The sequence below is a fragment of the uncultured Dokdonia sp. genome (assembly GCF_937910895.1).
Lineage (GTDB): Bacteria > Bacteroidota > Bacteroidia > Flavobacteriales > Flavobacteriaceae > Dokdonia.
In genome coordinates this window covers 124,835-145,737 of sequence record NZ_CALEMI010000161.1, presented here as the reverse complement: position 1 = coordinate 145,737, position 20,903 = coordinate 124,835, and the positions used below count along the sequence as shown (strand labels likewise).

The 20,903-nt window shown below is 36.0% G+C and carries 17 protein-coding genes; 12 read left to right on the top strand and 5 right to left on the bottom strand.

Translation table 11 applies throughout. From position 1 onward, the window contains the following. Positions 1–35: 35 nt before the first annotated feature. Positions 36–1,433: a peptidoglycan DD-metalloendopeptidase family protein gene (locus Q0505_RS20615; RefSeq protein ID WP_299217337.1), complete on the top strand. Its 1,398-nt coding sequence runs from the start codon at positions 36–38 to the stop codon at positions 1,431–1,433. Between the two features lie 185 nt (positions 1,434–1,618). On the opposite strand, the gene Q0505_RS20610 is transcribed toward Q0505_RS20615, so the two are convergent. Beyond that, on the bottom strand, positions 1,619–2,656 hold the full coding sequence (locus tag Q0505_RS20610) for a rhodanese-related sulfurtransferase (protein WP_299217334.1): 1,038 nt from the start codon (positions 2,654–2,656) through the stop codon (positions 1,619–1,621). Positions 2,657–3,105: 449 nt separating this feature from the next. Between Q0505_RS20610 and recA the strand changes: the two genes are divergently transcribed. The 4 genes from recA to Q0505_RS20590 all read left to right on the top strand — a co-directional run bounded on the left by recA (position 3,106) and on the right by Q0505_RS20590 (position 6,715). Then, positions 3,106–4,113, top strand: a complete 1,008-nt coding sequence (gene recA / locus Q0505_RS20605) for a recombinase RecA (protein ID WP_299217331.1) — start codon at positions 3,106–3,108, stop codon at positions 4,111–4,113. A 98-nt stretch (positions 4,114–4,211) separates the two neighbouring features. Next, a complete protein-coding gene (locus Q0505_RS20600) occupies positions 4,212–4,625 on the top strand; it encodes a hypothetical protein (RefSeq protein WP_299217329.1) in 414 nt (137 codons plus the stop codon). A 27-nt stretch (positions 4,626–4,652) separates the two neighbouring features. Continuing rightward, entirely contained in the window at positions 4,653–5,201 is a 549-nt protein-coding gene (locus Q0505_RS20595) for an RNA polymerase sigma factor (RefSeq protein WP_299217326.1), read from the top strand. Then, a complete protein-coding gene (locus Q0505_RS20590; protein WP_299217323.1) occupies positions 5,198–6,715 on the top strand; it encodes a hypothetical protein in 1,518 nt (505 codons plus the stop codon). The genes Q0505_RS20595 and Q0505_RS20590 overlap by 4 nt, the downstream gene beginning before the upstream one ends. Before the next feature lie 113 nt (positions 6,716–6,828). On the opposite strand, the gene Q0505_RS20585 is transcribed toward Q0505_RS20590, so the two are convergent. Further along, entirely contained in the window at positions 6,829–7,548 is a 720-nt protein-coding gene (locus Q0505_RS20585) for a lysophospholipid acyltransferase family protein (protein WP_299217320.1), read from the bottom strand. Positions 7,549–7,712: 164 nt separating this feature from the next. On the opposite strand from Q0505_RS20585, the gene trpS reads away from it, so the two are divergent. The 4 genes from trpS (at position 7,713) to Q0505_RS20565 (ending at position 11,062) form a co-directional block, all read left to right on the top strand. Beyond that, positions 7,713–8,684, top strand: a complete 972-nt coding sequence (trpS, locus tag Q0505_RS20580) for a tryptophan--tRNA ligase (RefSeq protein WP_299217317.1) — start codon at positions 7,713–7,715, stop codon at positions 8,682–8,684. Between the two features lie 196 nt (positions 8,685–8,880). Then, entirely contained in the window at positions 8,881–9,330 is a 450-nt protein-coding gene (locus tag Q0505_RS20575) for a 6-carboxytetrahydropterin synthase (RefSeq protein ID WP_299217313.1), read from the top strand. Between the two features lie 3 nt (positions 9,331–9,333). Beyond that, complete coding sequence (locus Q0505_RS20570; protein WP_299217311.1) at positions 9,334–10,101, top strand: UDP-2,3-diacylglucosamine diphosphatase; 768 nt, start codon at positions 9,334–9,336, stop codon at positions 10,099–10,101. Positions 10,102–10,198: 97 nt separating this feature from the next. Then, positions 10,199–11,062, top strand: coding sequence for an alpha/beta hydrolase (locus Q0505_RS20565; RefSeq protein WP_299217309.1), 864 nt, complete (start codon positions 10,199–10,201; stop codon positions 11,060–11,062). 209 nt (positions 11,063–11,271) lie between these two features. Here Q0505_RS20565 and recJ read toward each other — a convergent pair whose 3' ends face one another. From recJ to Q0505_RS20550, 3 genes are read right to left on the bottom strand one after another with little or no spacing between them, the layout of a single operon-like run. Continuing rightward, complete coding sequence (gene recJ, locus Q0505_RS20560; protein ID WP_299217306.1) at positions 11,272–12,963, bottom strand: single-stranded-DNA-specific exonuclease RecJ; 1,692 nt, start codon at positions 12,961–12,963, stop codon at positions 11,272–11,274. A 3-nt stretch (positions 12,964–12,966) separates the two neighbouring features. Further along, positions 12,967–14,547 (bottom strand): SPOR domain-containing protein, encoded by a 1,581-nt coding sequence (locus Q0505_RS20555; RefSeq protein WP_299217304.1) that lies wholly within the window; start codon positions 14,545–14,547, stop codon positions 12,967–12,969. A 21-nt stretch (positions 14,548–14,568) separates the two neighbouring features. Continuing rightward, a complete protein-coding gene (locus tag Q0505_RS20550; RefSeq protein ID WP_299217301.1) occupies positions 14,569–15,000 on the bottom strand; it encodes an OsmC family protein in 432 nt (143 codons plus the stop codon). A gap of 242 nt (positions 15,001–15,242) precedes the next feature. Between Q0505_RS20550 and Q0505_RS20545 the strand changes: the two genes are divergently transcribed. From Q0505_RS20545 to ileS, 3 genes are all read left to right on the top strand, one after another. Next, complete coding sequence (locus tag Q0505_RS20545; protein WP_299217299.1) at positions 15,243–15,833, top strand: carboxymuconolactone decarboxylase family protein; 591 nt, start codon at positions 15,243–15,245, stop codon at positions 15,831–15,833. Positions 15,834–16,210: 377 nt separating this feature from the next. After that, positions 16,211–17,257, top strand: a complete 1,047-nt coding sequence (locus Q0505_RS20540; protein WP_299217295.1) for a hypothetical protein — start codon at positions 16,211–16,213, stop codon at positions 17,255–17,257. A 197-nt stretch (positions 17,258–17,454) separates the two neighbouring features. Then, on the top strand, positions 17,455–20,901 hold the full coding sequence (ileS, locus tag Q0505_RS20535) for an isoleucine--tRNA ligase (protein ID WP_299217292.1): 3,447 nt from the start codon (positions 17,455–17,457) through the stop codon (positions 20,899–20,901). Positions 20,902–20,903: the final 2 nt, after the last annotated feature.

The window sequence follows — 20,903 nt, the reverse complement described above, 5'->3', positions numbered from 1 at the left end:
GTTATCGAACAAATTTAAGACTTAAAGTTCACCTTATGAAACTAATTCTACATGTATCCTTTTTGTGTCTTACACTTCTCGTACTTGGAGTAAGTACAGCGCAAGTCGCTGGTGGAGAAAAAGTTTTTAATCCAGAAGGGATTCATTGTGTTTCAGCAGAAGAGTATGAAATATATCATGCTGCAGTATCAGATAATCTAGAGCAACTCACGCAACAAGGATTGCGACTATATCAAAATAATCAAAGTAATTCCTCAGAGCAACAAACTTCTTTTATTTGGCCTGTTCAGCAAGCCGATGGTTTTGATTATACGAGTACTTGGGGTATTTCTGTGTATTTTGATCATGACGAGACTACAGGGGGATTACAAGACTGGAATTGTGGTACACGAACGTATGATACATCTAGCGGATATAACCATCAAGGAGTTGATATTTTTCTTTGGCCTTTTTCTTGGAAACAAATGATTGAAGGACAAACAGAAATTATAGCGGCAGCAGCGGGTCAAATTGTTTATAAAAATGATGGGAGCTTTGATAGAAATTGTACTGCTGGTGGAAATGGTCAACAGTGGAATGCTGTTTTTGTAGAACATTCTGATGGGAGTGTCGCTTGGTACGGTCATATGAAAGCGGGGAGTCTCACATCAAAAAATGTAGGAGATACCGTAGCACAAGGAGAGTATTTAGGGATTGTTGCTAGTTCTGGGAACTCTACAGGACCTCATTTACATTTTGAAGTATATGATGAAAATAATAACCTTATAGATCCTTATGCGGGTCCTTGTAATGATTTGAACGATACAAGTTGGTGGGCAGATCAAAAAGAATACCTTAATTCTGGAGTAAACGCAGCACTTACACACACAAATCTTCCTGATTTTGGAACTTGCCCTGATATTGAAGAAACATTTGAAAGCACACAATTTGACCCTGGAGATACGATATGGTTTATAGGGTATTATAAGGATCAAGTTACTGGAACCTCTTCATTAAACCAGATATATGATCCTAGTGGCACTCTTTATTCAAGTTGGAATACAAATTTTAATGATGATTTTGTAGCTTCTTGGTGGGGACAACAAAGAACTATAAATGATCAAGTAGGGGAATGGACCTATATTGTAACTTATAATGGAGAAAGCAATACTCATACATTTAATGTAGGACAACTTTCTGTAGAGGACGAAATATTTGATGAGGTCAGATTATTTCCAAACCCAACAAATGGTATCGTAAACATAGGAGCACCCGTACCTCTAAAGCAAATTATTGTAAGAGATGCACTAGGTAGAACAGTTCTTGAATATCTTGATCTGAGCAGTATTAGTATAGAAATGAATCTTTCAAATTTAAGAACAGGTATTTACTTTGTGACTGCACAAGCATTAGATTCTGATGCACAAACGACGCTAAGAGTGCTTAAAAAGTAAAAGATATTAAAACCCAGAGTAAGCTATGGATACTAAAAATCGACCCAAGATTCTAGGTATTAGACCCAGTCTAAAATTGGGATAAGCCATAGATCCCGCTTTCAGCGGGATTAGTTCAACTCACTATTTTTATGCGTCTTTCAGACTTTATAAAACAGCATTTCACTAATAAAAAAGGGAGTGAATTATACTTTGTTTTGAAACTTCAGTTTTTCTGAACGCCCTTTTTTGAATATCTTATTGCTATTTCCTTTCCCACTTCGTAGCTTTTTTTGCTCTTCATAAGGAAGTTGTATAACCTCAACACATTCTTGAGAACAACAACTTTCCATTTGTGTCTTGCAAGAGTCGCATTGAATAAATAAAAGATGACAAGCTTCATTGGCACAATTTACATGGGTGTCACAAGGATTCCCACATTGATGACAATTTGAGATGATATCTTCAGAGATGCGTTCTCCCCTTCTGTGATCAAACACAAAGTTTTTGCCCTTAAATTTATTTTCAAGATTTTGTTGTTCAATTTGACGAGCATATTCTATAATACCTCCCTCAAGCTGAAATACATTTTTAAATCCTTTATGCTTAAAGTAGGCGCTTGCTTTTTCACAACGTATACCACCTGTACAATACATGACAAGCTTTTTGTCTTCCTTGTGATCTTTTAGATCATCCTCTATGATATCCAAAGAATCTCTAAAAGTATCTACATCTGGTGTCACAGCATTTTTAAAATGACCAATCTCACTTTCGTAATGATTACGCATATCCACCAGTACAGTGTCTTGGTCTTCTATCAAAGAGTTAAAGGTTTTTGCATCTACGTGAACACCTTTATTTGTTACATCAAAAGTAGCATCATTAAGACCGTCTGCTACAATTTTGTCACGCACTTTTACCTTGAGTTTAAGAAAGGATTTGTTATCCTGTTCTATAGCAATATTAAGACGCACATTTATTAAAAAAGAAATTCCGTCCAAGAAAGATTTGAATGCATTAAAATTTGTTGCAGGCACAGATAGTTGTGCATTAATACCTTCTTTGGCGACGTATATACGACCTAAGACATCCATATTGTCCCACGCGATAAACAAATGATTTCTAAAAAGTTCAGGATTACCTATATGTGCGTATTGATAAAAAGAGAGTGTGAAACGCTCGTCTCCAGCCTCATCAATAAGGGCTGCTCTCTCTTTTGCACTTAATTTGTTGTACAGTTGCATGCTATACTTTTTAAGGTTAAAAGAATTAATTTTTTGCAAAGATAGAGGATTTTAAAAAATTAAAGATTGACTCCACAAAAAATGCCCGGAGGTCGATCCTGCGGGCATTTTTTTGAACGGCTAATTCATTTTGTTAGACTTTATTTCTATTTGTGTTACAAGCACAGAAATAGGATTTTCACTAGCCGCCCTCCAACTTTCGGCAATGCGTCAGCATCAAATAACGCTTTGCGTTTAGTTGGATTTCATTATTTTTTATTTGTTGTAATCTCATTGTTTATATTACTTCTCATGAAGTAGACTTATAAAAAAGGAAAGGGTTGCGTATTTTTTTGAGGATTCTTTTTTTTGTTAAAAAGTATTACGCTTTCGCGAAAGCGTACCTTGCCATCTTCAAATAGAAACCCTACTTTTACTTACCAATTTTTAGAATTCAAAAAGAGAAGAAAATGAGCAGTGAAAAAGACGCAAAATTAAAGGCATTACAACTTACACTAGACAAACTTGATAAGACGTACGGTAAAGGAGCTGTTATGAAGATGGGAGATCAGGCTGTCGTTGAGGTAGAGTCCATTCCTACAGGTTCTTTAGGTTTAGATGTCGCTTTAGGTGTAGGTGGGTATCCACGCGGACGTGTTATTGAAATATATGGTCCTGAATCTTCAGGAAAAACAACATTAACGTTACACGCTATTGCCGAGGCTCAAAAAGCAGGAGGAATCGCTGCATTTATAGACGCAGAGCATGCCTTTGATCGTTTTTATGCAGAAAAACTAAATGTAGATATAGAGAATCTTATTATATCACAACCTGATAATGGAGAGCAGGCATTAGAAATTACAGATAATCTAATACGCTCTGGTGCGATAGATATTATTGTGATTGACTCTGTAGCGGCATTAACACCTAAGAGTGAGATCGAAGGAGAGATGGGAGATTCTAAAATGGGATTACACGCTCGATTGATGTCACAAGCATTACGCAAACTTACAGGGTCAATAAGTAAAACGAATTGTACCGTCATATTTATTAATCAATTACGTGAGAAAATTGGAGTTATGTTTGGTAACCCAGAGACCACTACAGGAGGAAATGCTTTGAAATTTTATGCTTCTGTCCGTCTTGACATCAGACGCTCTACCCAAATTAAAGATAGCAACTCCAATGTTATGGGTAATAAGACACGTGTCAAAGTTGTTAAAAATAAAGTAGCACCACCATTTAGAATGGCAGAGTTTGACATCATGTATGGTGAAGGAATTTCTAAGGTAGGAGAAATTATAGATATAGGTGTCAACTATGAGATTATAAAGAAGAGTGGTTCTTGGTTTAGTTATCAAGACACAAAACTGGGTCAAGGTAGAGATGCTGTAAAAGCATTATTACTAGATAATCCTGATCTGATGGAAGAACTAGAAACTAAGATTCACGAAGCCATTAAATTAGCAAACGAATAAAGAAACAAAAACCTCCTAAATTTAGGAGGTTTTTTTATGAGCAGACGCAACCTTTTAAAGATTTACGTATCTACAGTATATAATATCCCCCATTATATATGAAAAATATAAGCATAGCCTCCATAATTCTCCTACTCCTTGTAGGATGTAGTACAGATGATGCGCCTTTCTTCTTTTTTGAAGTTACGCCAGTAGATATAGTGAGTAACGTACCAGATTTTTTTGTAGTAGGTAAAACAGATACTATACAAGTAACCTACAAAAGACCTTCTACGTGTCACGGATTCAATGGATTTGATATCGTAAATGATGGCGATGTAAGAGAGATTGCCATTATTACAAAAGTAGTTCAAGGAAGAACAACTTGTTCTGACTTAGAAAATGATGTAAGAACAGCACCTTTGGTAATAACACCAGAAGAAGCAGGGCAGTTGAATCTAAGTTTTTTTACAGGTAATAATGAAATAGGGGATCCAACATTTGTAACATTTAATGTACCCATTATAGAATAGAACAAGAAACTAACCAATAAAGATATTTTGAGTTTAGACCAACTCATTGATAATTGTAAAAAGAAACATGCAAAAGCCCAAGAAGAGTTATACAAGCGCTATGCTAGTTCACTTTTTTCGGTTTGCTTAAAATATGGTTCTAGCTATGCAGATGCCGAAGACATACTGCAGGACGCTTTCATCATCATTTTTGACAAGGTATCTCAATACAAAGGTCAAGGCTCTTTTGAAGGATGGTTAAAACGGATAGCAATCAATACAGCACTCCAGCGATATCGTAAACCAGGAGTACTTAATTTGATACATGAAGAAAATGTGAGTGAAGTAGATGTAGAGGTAGAAGAAGAAAGTGTGCCTCTCGATTATTTACTTAAAATTATTCAAGAATTACCAGATAGATACAGAATGGTATTTAACCTGTATGTGTTAGATGGATATTCACATAAAGAGATTTCTAAGTTATTAGAAATTTCGGAGGGTACGTCCAAATCTAATTTGGCACGCGCCCGCAAAATATTAAAGAATAAAATTGAGGTAAGTCAAGACTATACCTTAAGTCAATCTCAAAACCAATGAAACAGAAAAAGAATATAGATAGGCTTTTTCAGGAGAAATTTAAAAACTTTGAAGCTCACCCAAGTGATCAGGTGTGGGAGAACATTGTTAAAGCAAAAAAAGAAAAAGAAGATCGTAAAATTGTCCCTATATGGTGGCGATTAGGAGGTATAGCAGCAGTCATATTATTACTTGTTACCATAGGGACTGCGTTACTTACTAACACTTCAAAAACAACCAACACAGCTCCAGAACTCGTAGAGTCAAATCAAAAGGGAAGTACCAACCAACCAACAGGTGTGTTATCTACAACAGATACAGATTCATCTACGTCTAAAGAGGATGATTCTGGACTCGTTACAGAAAACAGCACAACCGAAGAATCAACTTCTACAGATGAGAGAATAAAAGAAAATAATACACTTTCTGGAGTAAGTAATACGCAAGGAGCTGTTGTTGTTAGTCAAGATAAAACGACAGTAATTCAGGATCAGATAACTATAAATAAAGAAAGAACAGGTCAGAGATCAATAGATAATACGGAAACGTCAACAAAATCAAAGACTGAAGATATAGCTTCTTCCAAACAGCCAGATACTAATACATCACAAAAACAAACAGATCTTATAGACCCTACTGTCAAAATCAATAAAGGGATTGATGATGCTGCGGTTGCTGTTTCAGAAGAAAAAACAACAGATGCCTCCCAAAATACAGAAATAGAAGAAGAGTCAAAAAAATCACTTGTTGATGAAGCAGCACGTATTGTAGAAGCCAATGCACAAGATGATGATACACAAGTAAAAGAAGCTATCGCCAACAGATGGAATGTAGGAGCTGTAGCTGCTCCTGTATTTTATGGTGATTTTGGAGGTTCTGGCATTGACCCTCAATTTAAGGATAATGCAAAGACAAGTAATTTGAACTTGAGTTATGGTGTACAAGTCAGTTATGCAGTGACTCCAAAGTTTAAAGTACGTACAGGTGTAAGTAATGTAGATCTTAATTATAATACACAAGATATATCTTTCACACCTAGTAATAGTGCCCGCACACTGAGGGGTATTGATTTTTCTCAAAGTGCTAGTTTTTTAGATATTACAGATCGTGTGAATCCTTCATCAGCTACTCCAGGAGTTCCAGATGGATTAGGACAAGGAGGTAACACAGTTTCTAGTGGAGAGATTCAACAAAATGTAGGATATATAGAGATTCCTTTGGAAGCTATTTATGTGCTTTCTGACAAGCGATTGGGCGTTGAACTTATAGGAGGGGTAAGTACCTTAGTTCTTAATAATAATGAAATTTTTTTAGAATCAAACGGGCTACGTACAAATTTAGGAACTTCAAATGCTCTTAATGATGTAAGTTTCACTACTAATATTGGTTTAGGGCTTAATTATAAAGTAACAGAAAAAGTAAAAGTAAATATAGAGCCATCACTTAAATATCAACTCAATGCGTATAATAATAGCGTAGGAGAATTTAAGCCTTACTATGTTGGACTATATACAGGAGTGAATTATCGCTTCTAAAAAAGACACTTGCCGTTAGGTTAGTTTTTTAGTTGGTTAGGTTAGTTGTTGCAAAATAATGCAATAATTACAGGAAGGCGCCGCTGGTTACGGCGCCTTTTCTGTGATATATTTTAAGCAGTATGATCTTTTTTTAAAGCATTAAATATAATATGATGCGTTTGCTCTCTCAATTCTTTTTTATGAATTTGTGATAACCCTTTTGTGGGTATAAATGGAAAAACTTTTGCTCTCATCTTTCCAGGGCCTCCTTTGTAAAACTGATAAGGGAATAATTTTTTGTTATCGTAAAAAACGATGGGAACAATAGCTATTTGATGGTCAATAGCAAGACGGAAAGCACCATCTTTGAAACTATCCAAAATAAGAGAAGTATCACTGGGAACTCCTCCTTCTGGGAAAATACATATACTTAATCCTTGTTCAAGCCTTTTTTGTGCTTGATCAAATACACCCTTACGACTTCTAGCATTACCGCGATCTACAAGAATACAAGTACGTTTATAGAAAAAACCAAACAAAGGAATTTTTGCGAGCTCTGCTTTTCCTACAAATACAAAAGGATTTTTTGAGACATGAAGCATCAACATAATATCGAGCATAGAGGTATGGTTAGACACCAGCATATAACTTTCTCCCTTTTTAAAGGATTGTTCTCTTGTCACAATAGGATAAAAACCCATTCCTAGCATAATACCTCTTGCCCAGATACGCGCCAATCTAAAAAACAAAGGATACCAAGACTCTTTTAGGATACTTATAATAAGTATTGGAAATAATATAAGTATAATAATGAGCATAAGGAGATAAAACCATATTCTCCAAACTGCCATTCCTATTTTTCTAAAAAAATTCATCGCCTCAAAAATAGGTAAAAGGTAGTAGCCAATGCCTAGAAAAAAGTAACTTTGCTGTAAAAACTATTCATAATCTTATGAAAAGTGATTAGAATAAGTATTAATTATAATGTGATACCTACTTAATATAGGTCATTCGTATGGCAAGAATTTTAACAGGAGTACAAAGTACAGGAACCCCACACTTGGGGAATTTATTAGGAGCGATTATTCCAGCAATCGAAATGGCGAATACGCTAGGCAATGAGTCTTTTTTGTTTATTGCAGATATGCACTCGCTTACCCAAATAAAAGATGGAGCAGTGTTAAGACAAAATACCTACAGTACAGCCGCTACGTGGTTAGCTTTTGGACTCGATATAGAAAAAACGGTGTTTTATAGACAAAGCGACATTCCTCAAGTGACAGAACTTTCTTGGTACCTAAGCTGTTTTTTTCCATACCAAAGACTTATGCTTGCACATAGTTTTAAAGATAAAGCAGATCGTCTGGAAGATGTAAACGCTGGATTGTTTACATATCCTATGCTTATGGCAGCAGATATTCTCTTATATGATGCAGAGATCGTTCCTGTAGGAAAAGATCAGGCGCAACATTTAGAAATGACAAGAGATGTAGCAAGTCGTTTTCATGCGGCTACTGGTGGAGAAACCTTTGTTATGCCAAAAGTAAAACATAATGAAGGAACGATGTATGTTCCAGGAACTGATGGAGGAAAAATGAGTAAATCTAAAGGGAATATCATTGATGTTTTTCAACCTGATAAGAAGTTACGCAAGCAAATTATGGGGATTCAAACTGATAGTACGCCTTTAGAAGAGCCAAAAAATCCAGATACTTGTAATCTATTTGCGTTATATAAACTCATAGCATCTCCAGAACAAATTGCAGCAATGCGCGCAAATTATGAAGGAGGCAATTATGGATATGGTCATGCAAAACAAGCTTTCTATGAATTGCTTATAGAGAAGTATGAAACACAAAGAGAGCGTTATAATCATTACATGACACATCTTGATGAGGTAGATGCGGCATTAGCTATTGGAGCAGAAAAAGCAAAAGCAGTTGCAAATGAGGTATTAGCAAGAGTTCGAAAGAAAGCGGGATATTAATTCAATTTCAGATCAAATAAAGTAAAGACAGTAAATAACCTTATATTTAAACCCAATCTTTTTTGTATGGATATTATGAGTTTTTTGAGTGGTAGTGGTTTGTTCTTGATACTAGCACTCTTGTTAATTGTTGTATTTATATATAATAAAATTAAGAATAGAAAGCGGTAATAGTACGCTTTCGCGAAAGCATAACATGGCAAATATTCGCATTACAAAACAATTTACATTTGAAACGGGTCACGCTCTTTATGGGTATGATGGGAAATGTAAAAACGTACACGGTCATAGCTATGAACTTAGTGTAACGGTGATAGGGATTCCTATTTCAGATACAAATCATGTAAAATATGGAATGGTGATTGATTTTGGGGACTTAAAAAAAATAGTAAATAGAGAAATTGTGGATGTGTTTGATCACGCAACAGTTTTTAATAAAAATACGCCTCACGTAGAGTTAGCAAAAGAACTATCAGACAGAGGGCATAATGTATTGTTAGTAGATTATCAACCTACTAGTGAGATGATGGTCATTGATTTTGCTCAAAAAATACAACCACTACTTCCAGATCATATTAAACTCCATTCGTTACGACTTCAAGAAACCCGCACAAGTTATGCAGAGTGGTTTGCAAGCGATAACTAGCCTATGAATATTCCCGAAGGAAAGAAAGTTTATTTTTCTAGTGATAATCACTTAGGAGCTCCCACTCACAATGAGAGCAGACCTAGAGAGCAAAAGTTTTTGCGCTGGTTGGATGAGATTCGGCCAGATGCACATGCTATTTTTTTATTAGGAGATCTTTTTGATTTCTGGTTTGAGTATCGTACGGTTGTTCCTAAAGGTTTTGTGCGAACACTAGGCAAGCTTGCCGAGTTTAGGGATAGCGGCATAGAAATATATTTTTTTGTCGGGAATCATGATTTATGGATGAATGGCTATTTTGAAGATGAGTTAGGAATCCCAGTATATCACGAGCCCAAAGTATTTACTATAAATGACAAGAAATTCTTTTTAGGTCATGGCGATGGTTTAGGACCTGGTGACAAAGGGTATAAACGAATGAAAAAAGTCTTTAGAGGACGTTTTTTTCAGTGGATATTTAGGTGGGGCCATCCCGACATAGGAATGCGTATCGCACAATACTTTTCAGTTAAAAATAAATTGATCTCTGGAAATGATGATCATATCTTTTTAGGAGAAGAGAACGAATGGCTTGCTACGTACGCCAAGCGTAAACTTGAGACAGCACATTACGATTATTTTGTCTTTGGGCACCGTCATTTACCCATGGAAATTAAAGTAGGAGAACAATCTACGTATTTTAACATAGGCGATTGGATTCACCATTACACCTATGGTGTTTTTGATGGAAAAAACTTTCAACTCAAAGAGTTCGAAGTTTCTAAAGACTAACGATTTATTCATAAAAAGAAATCTCATGCGTAGTTATCTTGCCATAGTATCAGTTATTATTCTTTTTACAGCTTGTAAACCTTATCAATCCGTTACTATGAGACTAGAACAGACGACCTATGATAGTTTTAGAAGCGATCAAAAATCATTTACATCAAGAGATGGCGTTATAAAATATATAGATAAAGGGAAAGGTCCTGTGATTGTCTTACTACACGGAGTTCCTACTTCTGGGTGGTTATATCGTAAAATGATAGATCCATTGGTAAAGAGCGGTTACCGTGTGATTGTACCCGATATGTTGGGTTTTGGGAGTAGTGATTCTCCCAAGGGATATGAGGTGTATTCTGAAGAGATGCATGCACAACGACTATTAGAATTAATGGATGCGATCTCAGTAGATTCTTGGACACATGTAATGCATGATGCAGGAGGATTATGGACTTGGGAACTATTAGAAGTAGCTCCAGAAAAGGTACAGAATTTGGTCATTCTAAATAGTATTATTTATGAGGAAGGATTTGATCCCCCAATACGCTTCAAGCCTGGATTTATGGCACGCGTAGCAATGTGGGGCTATCGTAATGGAATTACTACCAATATGATGCTCAAAGGTCTTTTTGATAAAGGTCTCACAGAAAACACTCTGAATAAAACAGATGTAGAAGGATATAAACGACCTCTTAAAGAAGGTAAAACAAAAGGGATGTATTATTTTTTTACACAAACCTGTAATGCACTTCCAGAATACCAACCGATGATCCAGAAAATAGAGATGCCCGCTATGATTATTTGGGGTAAAAATGATACATTCTTGCAACTAGAACCACAACAAGAGGCGCTTCAAAAAGATTTAAGAATCGCAGATAAAGATGTACATATCATGGAAGCAAAACATTTTATTCAAGAAGAAAAACCACAGGAAATTGTCCAGATGATCTTAGCATTTATCAAACAGTAACTTCATTTATTTAGAAAATCTTTAAAACCTTGCATAGTGAAGACTTTCCAAATAGCTGTTAATGCTGCAATTATTTTTAATATGGTTGAAAACGTAATCAACTCATTCCCATAAGGCCAATGATGATTTTAAATAGCGCCCCTATAGTCATAATGATGTAAGCGATCAAAAAGAATAAGAGTATGTGTTTTACCTTCATATTAATACTACTATTTAATATCTTTAATACGCAGTTGTAAATGTACCTCCCCATTCCATGCATTTTCATCTAAAACGTATGCAGCACTAAAAGGCTTTTTATTGCTTATCAAATCATACGCGTCACCTATTCCAAAACCGATTCCTCCTATTTTTTTTCCTTTGTTATTTTGAGTAACAGTCACTTTAAGATGTGTCTCATCTGCACCCACTTTTTTACCATAGCCAGTATCTACAAGATTTTCTGTCATAAAGGTAGGAGTCATATTTCCAGGTCCAAAAGGAGCAAATTGTTTGAGGATACGATAAAATTTTGAAGTAATATCTTGAAGATCAATTTTGGCATCTATCGTAATTTCAGGAATGAGTAATCGCTCTTCACAGCTAGCGTTCACGACTTCTTCAAAACGTTGTTTAAAAGCCTCGTAGTTTTCTTCTTTTAGAGTAAGACCTGCGGCATATTTATGACCTCCAAATTGCTCAATAAATTCTTCACATTCATGTAAGGCATTATAGACATCAAATCCTTTTACAGATCTTGCAGAAGCTGCAAGTTTATCGCCACTTTTTGTAAAAACCAAAGTTGGTCGATAGTAGGTTTCTATAAGTCGGGAAGCCACAATACCAATCACTCCTTTATGCCAATCTTCCTGATAAACTACGGTAGTTTTTCTATAAGCTTCTTTGTTTTTTTCAATTTGTATCAGCGCTTCTTCTGTAATAGACTTATCGGCATCTTTGCGATCGGCGTTATATTGTTCTATTTCGGAGGCATACTGTTGAGCGGTCTCAGCATCGTTTTCTACAAGTAGTGTGACTGCATGATTTCCGTGTTTCATTCGTCCGGCAGCATTAATACGTGGTGCAATGATAAAGACAACATCGGTAATAGTAAGCGTGTCTTTTTTGAGTTGCTGAATAATAGCTTTAAAACCAGCACGTGGTGCAGTGTTTATCACTTTCAAACCATAATACGCAAGAATTCTATTTTCCCCAGTAATAGGTACAATGTCGGCACCTATCGCAGTGGCAACGAGATCAAGATATGGATGCAGTTCTGAGAAAGGTTGATTACGCTTTCGCGAAAGCGCACTTATTAATTTAAACCCTACTCCACAACCGCACAACTCATCATACGGATACTCGCAATCATCGCGTTTGGGATCTAAAACAGCCACCGCATCTGGAAGTTGAGGTCCGGGTCTATGGTGGTCACAGATAATAAAATCGATTCCTTTTTCTTTTGCATAAGCTACTTTATCTATCGCTTTAATGCCGCAGTCTAATGCAATGATGAGGGTTATATCGTTATCTGAAGCATAGTCGATTCCCATATAAGAAACACCATATCCTTCGGCATAGCGATCTGGAATATAGGTGGCAATCATCGGATGAATGGTCTTTAAATAGGAAGAGACCAAAGCAACACTTGTTGTACCGTCCACATCATAATCACCAAATACAAGAATATTTTCTCCCTGTGCAATGGCTTGCTCAATACGATGTACAGCCTTATCCATATCTTTCATCAAAAACGGATCGTGTAGATCGTCTAGAGAGGGGCGAAAAAATTGTTTTGCTTTGTCATAACTATCGATGCCTCTTTGTATTAAAAGCTGGGCAATGGTAGTGTCAATTTGCAGCGATTGAGAAAGCGTCTGTACGTTTTCGGGGTTTTGTATAGGTTTTAGATTCCACCGCATGAATTACTGTGTATTTATTTTGAAGATCCACGCATCTTTGAGATCTTGATCCTTTTTTATTTTCTTTAATTCCTCACGTAATACGATAAGATTTTCGTGAGCTCCAATAGAGACATAATAAAGATTGTTTTCAGGTCTTTTAAAAATAGTCGATTGAATGTTTTTACTCTTTAGTTTTTTAGCCCATTTTTCAGCATTTATTTCGGAAGAAAAAACATTGGAGATCAAATAATATCCACTTAATATCTCAGGACCTTTTATAGATTTTTTATCAATAATTTCTATCTGTTCTTTTGGAGTTGCTTGGACTTCTTCTTGTCTTTTTTTTATGACAACTTCTTCTTTGACAACAATAGGTACTTCTGTGAGTATCTCAGGTTCTTTAGGAGTAGGTACTATTACAACTTCTTTGACCACTTTTTTTTCTTTAATTTCTACTTCAATTTCTTCTGTTTTTACTGTTCTATTTGCAACAATCTCTTCATAAAAAGTTTCATTCAGCGTGGTTTGAAAGGCAGCAAAATACACGTGATATCGATCGGCTCGTGTTTTAAACTGTAATTTAAAACCATGGTCACTTGTTGCAATGCTTTTATTAATTTCGTTGGGAATTGTAATTTTAGCGATATCAAACCCCAATGTATTTTTACTGTTAGGAATTCGATCTGTAAAAAAGGTGTTGTTTATAGTAATACTACTATTAAAAAAATTATCAGAAGCTCTAACGGCATTATCTAGGGTCACAAATTTTTTCTCTTGAGGATAATAAATAGCGATTTGATCTTTTTTTAATGTAAGATCTCCTTCAAGAGCACTTATAGTAATGGCAGTTTGGGTTTCTGTTTTTTCAGGAGATTTAAAATTTCCAAAGTCAATAGCGACTCCTTTTTTATCAATATGATTAAAACCATTGTAGGTAGTAATATATTGAAGCGGATCTTGATCCCGTTCATAAATAACATATAACATCCATCCCGCAGCGCTTCCTCCAGAAATATAGCCTTGGGTAACGGGAATATTGGCAACACTATAAGAGCCATTTACTGTTTGGTTCTCTTTTATGAGATCTGTAATATCTTTATAGCACGTATACGGTCTGCTTGACGTTATTCCTTTTACAGTTCCTTGACCTCCGTCATATACCAAATCTCCTCTAATAGGAATATAGGCTGCGCCTGGCCGTTTTAATTGAATCTCTTGAATATCTTCGGTAGGAGTCCCATTTGCTTTATATACATAGCGATTTCCTTTTGCTACTTTAGTTCCTTTTTCTGTAGGATAGGTAGCTGCCCAATACAATGCGGCATACCGTACAATAGCGTCTTCAGGAATGATAAGGGTAGCACTACTAGAATTATAGGTAGCGGTAGTAGCATCTATATCTACATATTTCATTTTGGTCTCGTCATTAAGACCACTTTTATCGTCTGTTGCTTTATTTTTATGCTTACTTACATTATTATTTCCTATAACTTGGGTATCTCCGTGGATATAAAATTCATTGACCCTCGTAAACTCTCTACTATTTTGAGCAAGAAGCACTACAGTAAACAATAAGCAAATAGGAACAAGAAAAATACGCATGAGATTTGGGAAGTATATGAGTTAGGTATTGCTTTTATGAAAGTGTACACCAATTTCTAGTGTAGCAAATCGTCTAAACATTTCCATAACCCCACAATAGGTGCTTTCAGAGAGGTCTACTGCTTTTTGAATTTTTGTTTCGTCTAGATTATTTCCATAAAAATGATAATCTAACCAAACCTTATGATAATATTTAGGATGTTCTTCTGTGAGTTCTCCTTTTACTTCCATTTTGAATTCTGGAATAGCAATACGCATTTTATTCAATACAAAAACAATATCAAGACCTGTACAACCCGCAAGGGAGGACAGCATCAATGCTTTTGGGCTCATTCCTTCATTAGTTCCTCCATTTTCTGGAGATGTATCTATGAGCGTTTTGTAGCCTGTTGGGCTATCGGTTTCAAATTGCATTTGTTTTTTATAGGTAGTAGTAACTGTGTGTGATGCCATTATTTTATGTTTTGTTGAGTCATTGAAGGTACAAAAATGATAAGGAAATCTGTATCCTGCTTTCGCGAAAAAAATCACAACACCTTATCATATAAGATGTAAAAATACTATTTATAGTATATATAAATTCCTATAAACGGGGTATATTTAGGGACACGCTTTCGCGAAAGCGAATAATAATAAAATTGATAACTATTGTGAGGTATAAAGAAATATAACTATCACAAAATAATAAAAAAAGTATGCCATTAGTTACACCATTGAGTTCAGAACACGATGAAACAACAAAAGAACTTGCCGAATTTTTTAATGAGACCTTAGGGTTTTGTCCTAATTCTGTATTGACGATGCAACGTCGCCCTGATATTTCAAGGGCATTTATAAACCTCAATAAAGCCGTGATGGCAAATCAAGGAAAAGTGACCTCTGCATTAAAACGTATGATCGCTTGGGTATCTAGTAATGCCACAGGATGTCGATATTGTCAAGCACATGCTATACGAGCAGCAGAACGTTATGGAGCAGAACAAGAACAATTAGATAATATTTGGGAATACAGAACACATCCGGCTTTTTCTGATGCAGAGAGAGCTGCATTAGATTTTTCTCTAGCTGCTAGTCAGATTCCTAATGCGGTAGATGCCTCCATTAAGTCAGCATTATATAAGTACTGGGATGAAGGAGAGATCGTAGAAATGCTTGGGGTTATTTCACTATTTGGATATCTTAATCGGTGGAATGATTCTATGGGAACAACATTAGAAGAAGATGCTATAGAAAGTGGAAATCAATATTTAGGAAAGCACGGCTTTGAAGTTGGAAAACATACCTAATACGTCTTTGTAGAAATACTAAAAACAAGAGTGGTTTTGTGTGAGAAAGATGAATTTTTAAATTCATCTTTCTCACATTTTTTTGACATAAAACCTAAAAAAACAAAATAATCTTATAGCTAATCATTAGCTTTTAGATGTTTAAACCGTAATAAAACCTAAAAAAACCTTTAAAATAGTGTGGTAAAAACGTAATTTATTCTTATGTTTGACTCGTAATTCTTACTTTCTATAGTTTTAAAAGTCTATAAAAGGCATATTTATCGGATAAAAAGCAAGTTAATGTTAAAAAAATCACACGCTATTATTTTTAAATATGTATAAAATCTATTAATTCTATATTTACTCGAAAATTTAAAATAACCAATTTGAAAATAATGAAAAAACAATTACTAATTTTTAGTGTTTTTGCTTCTGCTCTTTTCGTTTCTTGTAGTGACGAAGAAATAATAAGTAGCAATGATACTAGTACAGACTTAGAGGTGACTATTGAGCAAATAGATTTTAATCCTGAAACAGCAGAACCAAATAGTAGGTTTAATGATACAAGTGAAGGTCTTTATCATGGGGTTTTCGTCACACTAGATACAGAGATTCACGCAAAGATTTGGATTAACATTAATAATGATGGACAGTACAATGCCACGGTTGTTTCTAATCAAGGCGATAGATTTAGATTTTTAGGAAAAGAAGTAAGTCGCGACGGAACCAAATTTTCTTTTGTTGGAGAAAGAGGATCTTTTGATTTTGATGTATCTGATATTGAAAACCCAGTAGCGACCCATGTGATTGTAGACGCTAAAGAAGCACACATTGCAACTGTAAAAGATAGAGAAGGACAACGTGCAGCGGTTATTTTGGGATCGTTTACGACAGATGATGATCCTATGGATGTTATATCAGGAACTTGGGATTTAATGACAGATGGAACTCCTAATCCAAATGCATTTAACTTTCCATTATTGACAGAAGTGGTGATCACAGTAGCAAATAACGGAAATGTATATAGTGATACAGATTTTGAAACGTTTGACTACCCTTGTTTTTTTAGTGTTAATGACGTAGCTCCTGTATTTTTACATGAAGATCCTATGACAACACCAAATGGGCGTAATGAATTTTGGGCACAAGACCAATCATTTGCTTTAGGGAACGCTACCTTAACCTATTGGTTAGGTCAAAGTAGTGGAGCCGTTGATACCAACCCTACGTTAACAAATCATGGCTTTCATAACAATGATTTTGCAGATCCTCCAGTAGCTGGGTGTACTGCTATTGATGGTAAGAAAGGAGTATGGTTCTGGAACGGTCGTTCAGGTTTTTCTAGTTTTGATGATCCATTTGATGTTCCCATGAGAGCTGTAGAAAATATAGACTATGAAGGATTTAAAGAAGCAATTTCTGAAATGACTTTTCAAAAATAGAAGGCTGCTTATTCAAATAAAAAGCATTCTATCATAATATAGAAAACCTCCATAACAAGAATTTGTTATGGAGGTTTTTATCTTTAAGAAAGAGGCTCAAAGAGCCTTTTTTAAAGATATCTTCAACAGTCATTAAACCCCCTTATTTTTCATATAAAAATTCCGTAAATTCGCACCCTTATTAAAAAGCATATACCATGAGCGCTAAGTTCACTGAATATAAAGGATTAAACCTTCCTCAAGTAGCCGATGAGGTTCTTGCCTTTTGGAAAGAAAATAAGGTGTTTGAAAAGAGTGTCACTACCCGCGAAGGTGCTACTCCTTATGTCTTTTTTGAAGGACCGCCATCTGCAAATGGATTGCCAGGAGTACACCACGTACTCGCACGTGCGATCAAAGATATCTTCCCACGTTACAAAACCATGAAGGGTTTTCAAGTAAAACGTAAAGCAGGATGGGATACCCACGGACTTCCCGTAGAGCTAGGCGTTGAGAAAGAGCTCGGAATCACCAAAGAAGATATTGGCAAAAAAATTACAGTAGAAGCATATAACGAAGCTTGCAAAAAAGCCGTGATGCGTTATACCGATATCTGGAATGACCTTACCGAAAAGATGGGGTATTGGGTAGATATGACAGACCCTTATGTGACTTATAAATCTAAGTACATGGAGACGGTTTGGTGGTTACTTAAACAGATTTACAATAAAGACCTATTATATAAAGGGTATACCATACAACCGTATTCTCCTAAAGCAGGAACAGGGCTAAGTTCGCATGAGCTTAATCAACCAGGATGTTACCGAGATGTAACCGATACGACCGTTGTCGCTCAATTTAAAATAACGGGAGAAGGGTCAAACGCATTAGCAAAAGAATTGGCAGATGGACACACGTATTTTTTAGCTTGGACCACAACGCCTTGGACATTGCCTTCAAACACTGCATTAACGGTAGGAAAGAAGATCGATTATGTGCTTGTAGAGACGTATAATCAATATACGTTCGAGCCAGTGAAGGTGATTCTAGCAAAAGCACTGGTAGGAAAGCAGTTTTCTGGTAAATTTTATGAAGTTGGAGGTGATACCGCTGGAGTTAACACTGAGCCAAGTCGAAGTGCGAAAGCGGACTTAGATACTTACACCTCTAGCGATAAAAAGATTCCATACCTAGTCACACGAGAATTTAAAGGAGTTGATCTTTTGGAATTGCGATACGAGCAACTATTTGATTTTGTACAACCGCATGACAATCCTCAAGATGCTTTCCGTGTGATTGCAGGAGATTTTGTAACAACAGAAGATGGAACAGGAATTGTACACACGGCACCTACTTTTGGAGCAGATGATGCCTTGGTTGCAAAACAGGTGTCTCCAGAAATCCCACCATTATTAATCAAAGATGAAAATGACAACTTAGTTCCACTCGTAGATTTGCAAGGGAAATTTCGCCCAGAGCTTAAAGAATTTGGAAATAAGTACATCAAAAATGAATATTATACAGACGGTGAAGCCCCAGAAAGATCGATGGATGTAGAGCTTGCGATTCGTTTGAAAGAAGAAAATAAAGCCTTTAAAGTAGAGAAATATGTACACAGTTATCCGCATTGCTGGCGTACAGATAAGCCTGTTTTATACTATCCGTTAGATTCTTGGTTTATCAAAGTAACTGATTTTAAAGATCGGATGCATGAATTGAATCTCGGAATTAACTGGAAACCTAAAGCAACCGGAGAAGGGCGTTTTGGAAACTGGCTTGCCAATGCCAATGACTGGAACCTGTCTCGTAGTCGCTTTTGGGGAATTCCTTTGCCTATTTGGCGCACCGAAGATGGTAAAGAAGAGATCATCATAGGTTCTATAAAAGAACTCAAAGAAGAAATTAAAAAGGCGATAGACGCAGGCGTTATGGAAAGTGATCCTTTTAATGGATTTGTTGCCGATGATATGCGTGAAGAAAATTATGAGCTTGTTGACCTTCATAAAAATGTGGTAGACCGTATCACGCTAGTATCTTCGTCTGGAGAAGCGATGCGTCGTGAGAGCGATCTAATTGACGTGTGGTTTGACTCTGGAGCTATGCCCTATGCACAATGGCATTATCCATTTGAAAATAAACAACTTGTTGAAGATACCTGGCGTAAAGCAGATTTTATTGCCGAAGGAGTAGACCAAACAAGAGGATGGTTTTATACGCTGCATGCTATTGCAACGATGATTTTTGACGATGTTGCGTATAAAAATGTCGTTTCTAACGGATTAGTACTTGACAAAAATGGACAGAAAATGTCCAAACGGTTAGGGAATGCGGTAGATCCATTTGAAACACTAGAAACGTATGGGCCAGATGCAACACGCTGGTACATGATAAGTAACGCAAATCCTTGGGATAATTTAAAATTTGATCTTGCTGGAATTGAGGAAGTAAAACGTAAGTTTTTCGGGACACTTTACAACACCTATAATTTCTTTGCACTCTATGCAAATCTTGATAACTTTACGTATGCCGAAGCAGATATTCCTCTAGAAGAACGCCCAGAAATAGATCGTTGGGTGCTTTCTGAATTACATACGCTTATTGCGAAAGTAGATGCTTTTTATGCTGAATATGAGCCTACAAAAGCCACAAGAGCGATTGATGCTTTTGTACAAGAAAATCTATCAAATTGGTTTGTGAGATTAAGTCGAAGAAGATTTTGGAAAGGATCGTATGGAACCGATAAAATAAGTGCCTACCAAACGCTTTATACGTGTTTGCTTGAGGTGGCAAAACTAGCAGCGCCTGTAGCGCCCTTTTTTATGGAGAAACTCTATAAAGATTTGAACGGAATCACAGAAAAAGAAAATTTTGAGAGCATACATCTGTCACAATTTCCAAAAAGTGATACTAATTACATAGACAGTACGTTAGAACACAAGATGGAAAAGGCGCAAACAGCAAGTTCATTAGTATTATCACTTCGTGCAAAAGAGAAAATCAAAGTACGCCAACCTTTACAGCGTATGATGATTCCCGTATTGTCAGAGAGTGATCGCGAAGAGATCCTTGCGGTTGCAGATCTTATAAAATCGGAGGTAAATGTTAAAGAGATTGAGCTTATAAGTGATGATTCTGGCATTTTAGTTAAACAAATTAAGCCTAATTTTAAAGTTTTAGGACCTCGATTTGGGAAAGATATGAAGCTGATAGCCAGTGCTATAAGTAGATTTGGAGCTAATGAAATTGCAAAAATTGAGCTCGACGGACAAATTGAGATTGAAATTAATGGAAAAATGACTACATTAGAATCTGGTGATGTAGAAATTTCTTCTCAAGATATAGATGGCTGGTTAGTAGCAAGTCAGAATAAAATGACCGTAGCGCTAGACATTACCATCACAGAAGAACTTCGTAAAGAAGGGATCGCGAGAGAGTTAGTAAATCGAATTCAGAATTTACGTAAAGATTCTGGCTTTGAAGTCACAGACCGTATAAACATCGTTTTACAAGAAGAACCGCTTATAAAACAAACTATAAAAGATAACGCAGATTACATAAAAGAAGAGACATTAGCAGATTCTCTGGAAGTAGCAGAAAAAGTAACAAATGGGCTTGAAATAAGCTTTGATAACATAATAACCTATTTAACCATATCAAAACATTAAGT

Coding starts and splice junctions, on each gene's coding strand:
- Q0505_RS20615 (WP_299217337.1), top strand. CDS start 36: ATGAAACTAATTCTACATGTATCCTTTTTGTGTCTTACACTTCTCGTA.
- Q0505_RS20610 (WP_299217334.1), bottom strand. CDS start 2,656: ATGCAACTGTACAACAAATTAAGTGCAAAAGAGAGAGCAGCCCTTATT.
- recA (WP_299217331.1), top strand. CDS start 3,106: ATGAGCAGTGAAAAAGACGCAAAATTAAAGGCATTACAACTTACACTA.
- Q0505_RS20600 (WP_299217329.1), top strand. CDS start 4,212: ATGAAAAATATAAGCATAGCCTCCATAATTCTCCTACTCCTTGTAGGA.
- Q0505_RS20590 (WP_299217323.1), top strand. CDS start 5,198: ATGAAACAGAAAAAGAATATAGATAGGCTTTTTCAGGAGAAATTTAAA.
- Q0505_RS20585 (WP_299217320.1), bottom strand. CDS start 7,548: ATGGCAGTTTGGAGAATATGGTTTTATCTCCTTATGCTCATTATTATA.
- trpS (WP_299217317.1), top strand. CDS start 7,713: ATGGCAAGAATTTTAACAGGAGTACAAAGTACAGGAACCCCACACTTG.
- Q0505_RS20575 (WP_299217313.1), top strand. CDS start 8,881: ATGGCAAATATTCGCATTACAAAACAATTTACATTTGAAACGGGTCAC.
- Q0505_RS20570 (WP_299217311.1), top strand. CDS start 9,334: ATGAATATTCCCGAAGGAAAGAAAGTTTATTTTTCTAGTGATAATCAC.
- Q0505_RS20565 (WP_299217309.1), top strand. CDS start 10,199: ATGAGACTAGAACAGACGACCTATGATAGTTTTAGAAGCGATCAAAAA.
- recJ (WP_299217306.1), bottom strand. CDS start 12,963: ATGCGGTGGAATCTAAAACCTATACAAAACCCCGAAAACGTACAGACG.
- Q0505_RS20555 (WP_299217304.1), bottom strand. CDS start 14,547: ATGCGTATTTTTCTTGTTCCTATTTGCTTATTGTTTACTGTAGTGCTT.
- Q0505_RS20550 (WP_299217301.1), bottom strand. CDS start 15,000: ATGGCATCACACACAGTTACTACTACCTATAAAAAACAAATGCAATTT.
- Q0505_RS20545 (WP_299217299.1), top strand. CDS start 15,243: ATGCCATTAGTTACACCATTGAGTTCAGAACACGATGAAACAACAAAA.
- Q0505_RS20540 (WP_299217295.1), top strand. CDS start 16,211: ATGAAAAAACAATTACTAATTTTTAGTGTTTTTGCTTCTGCTCTTTTC.
- ileS (WP_299217292.1), top strand. CDS start 17,455: ATGAGCGCTAAGTTCACTGAATATAAAGGATTAAACCTTCCTCAAGTA.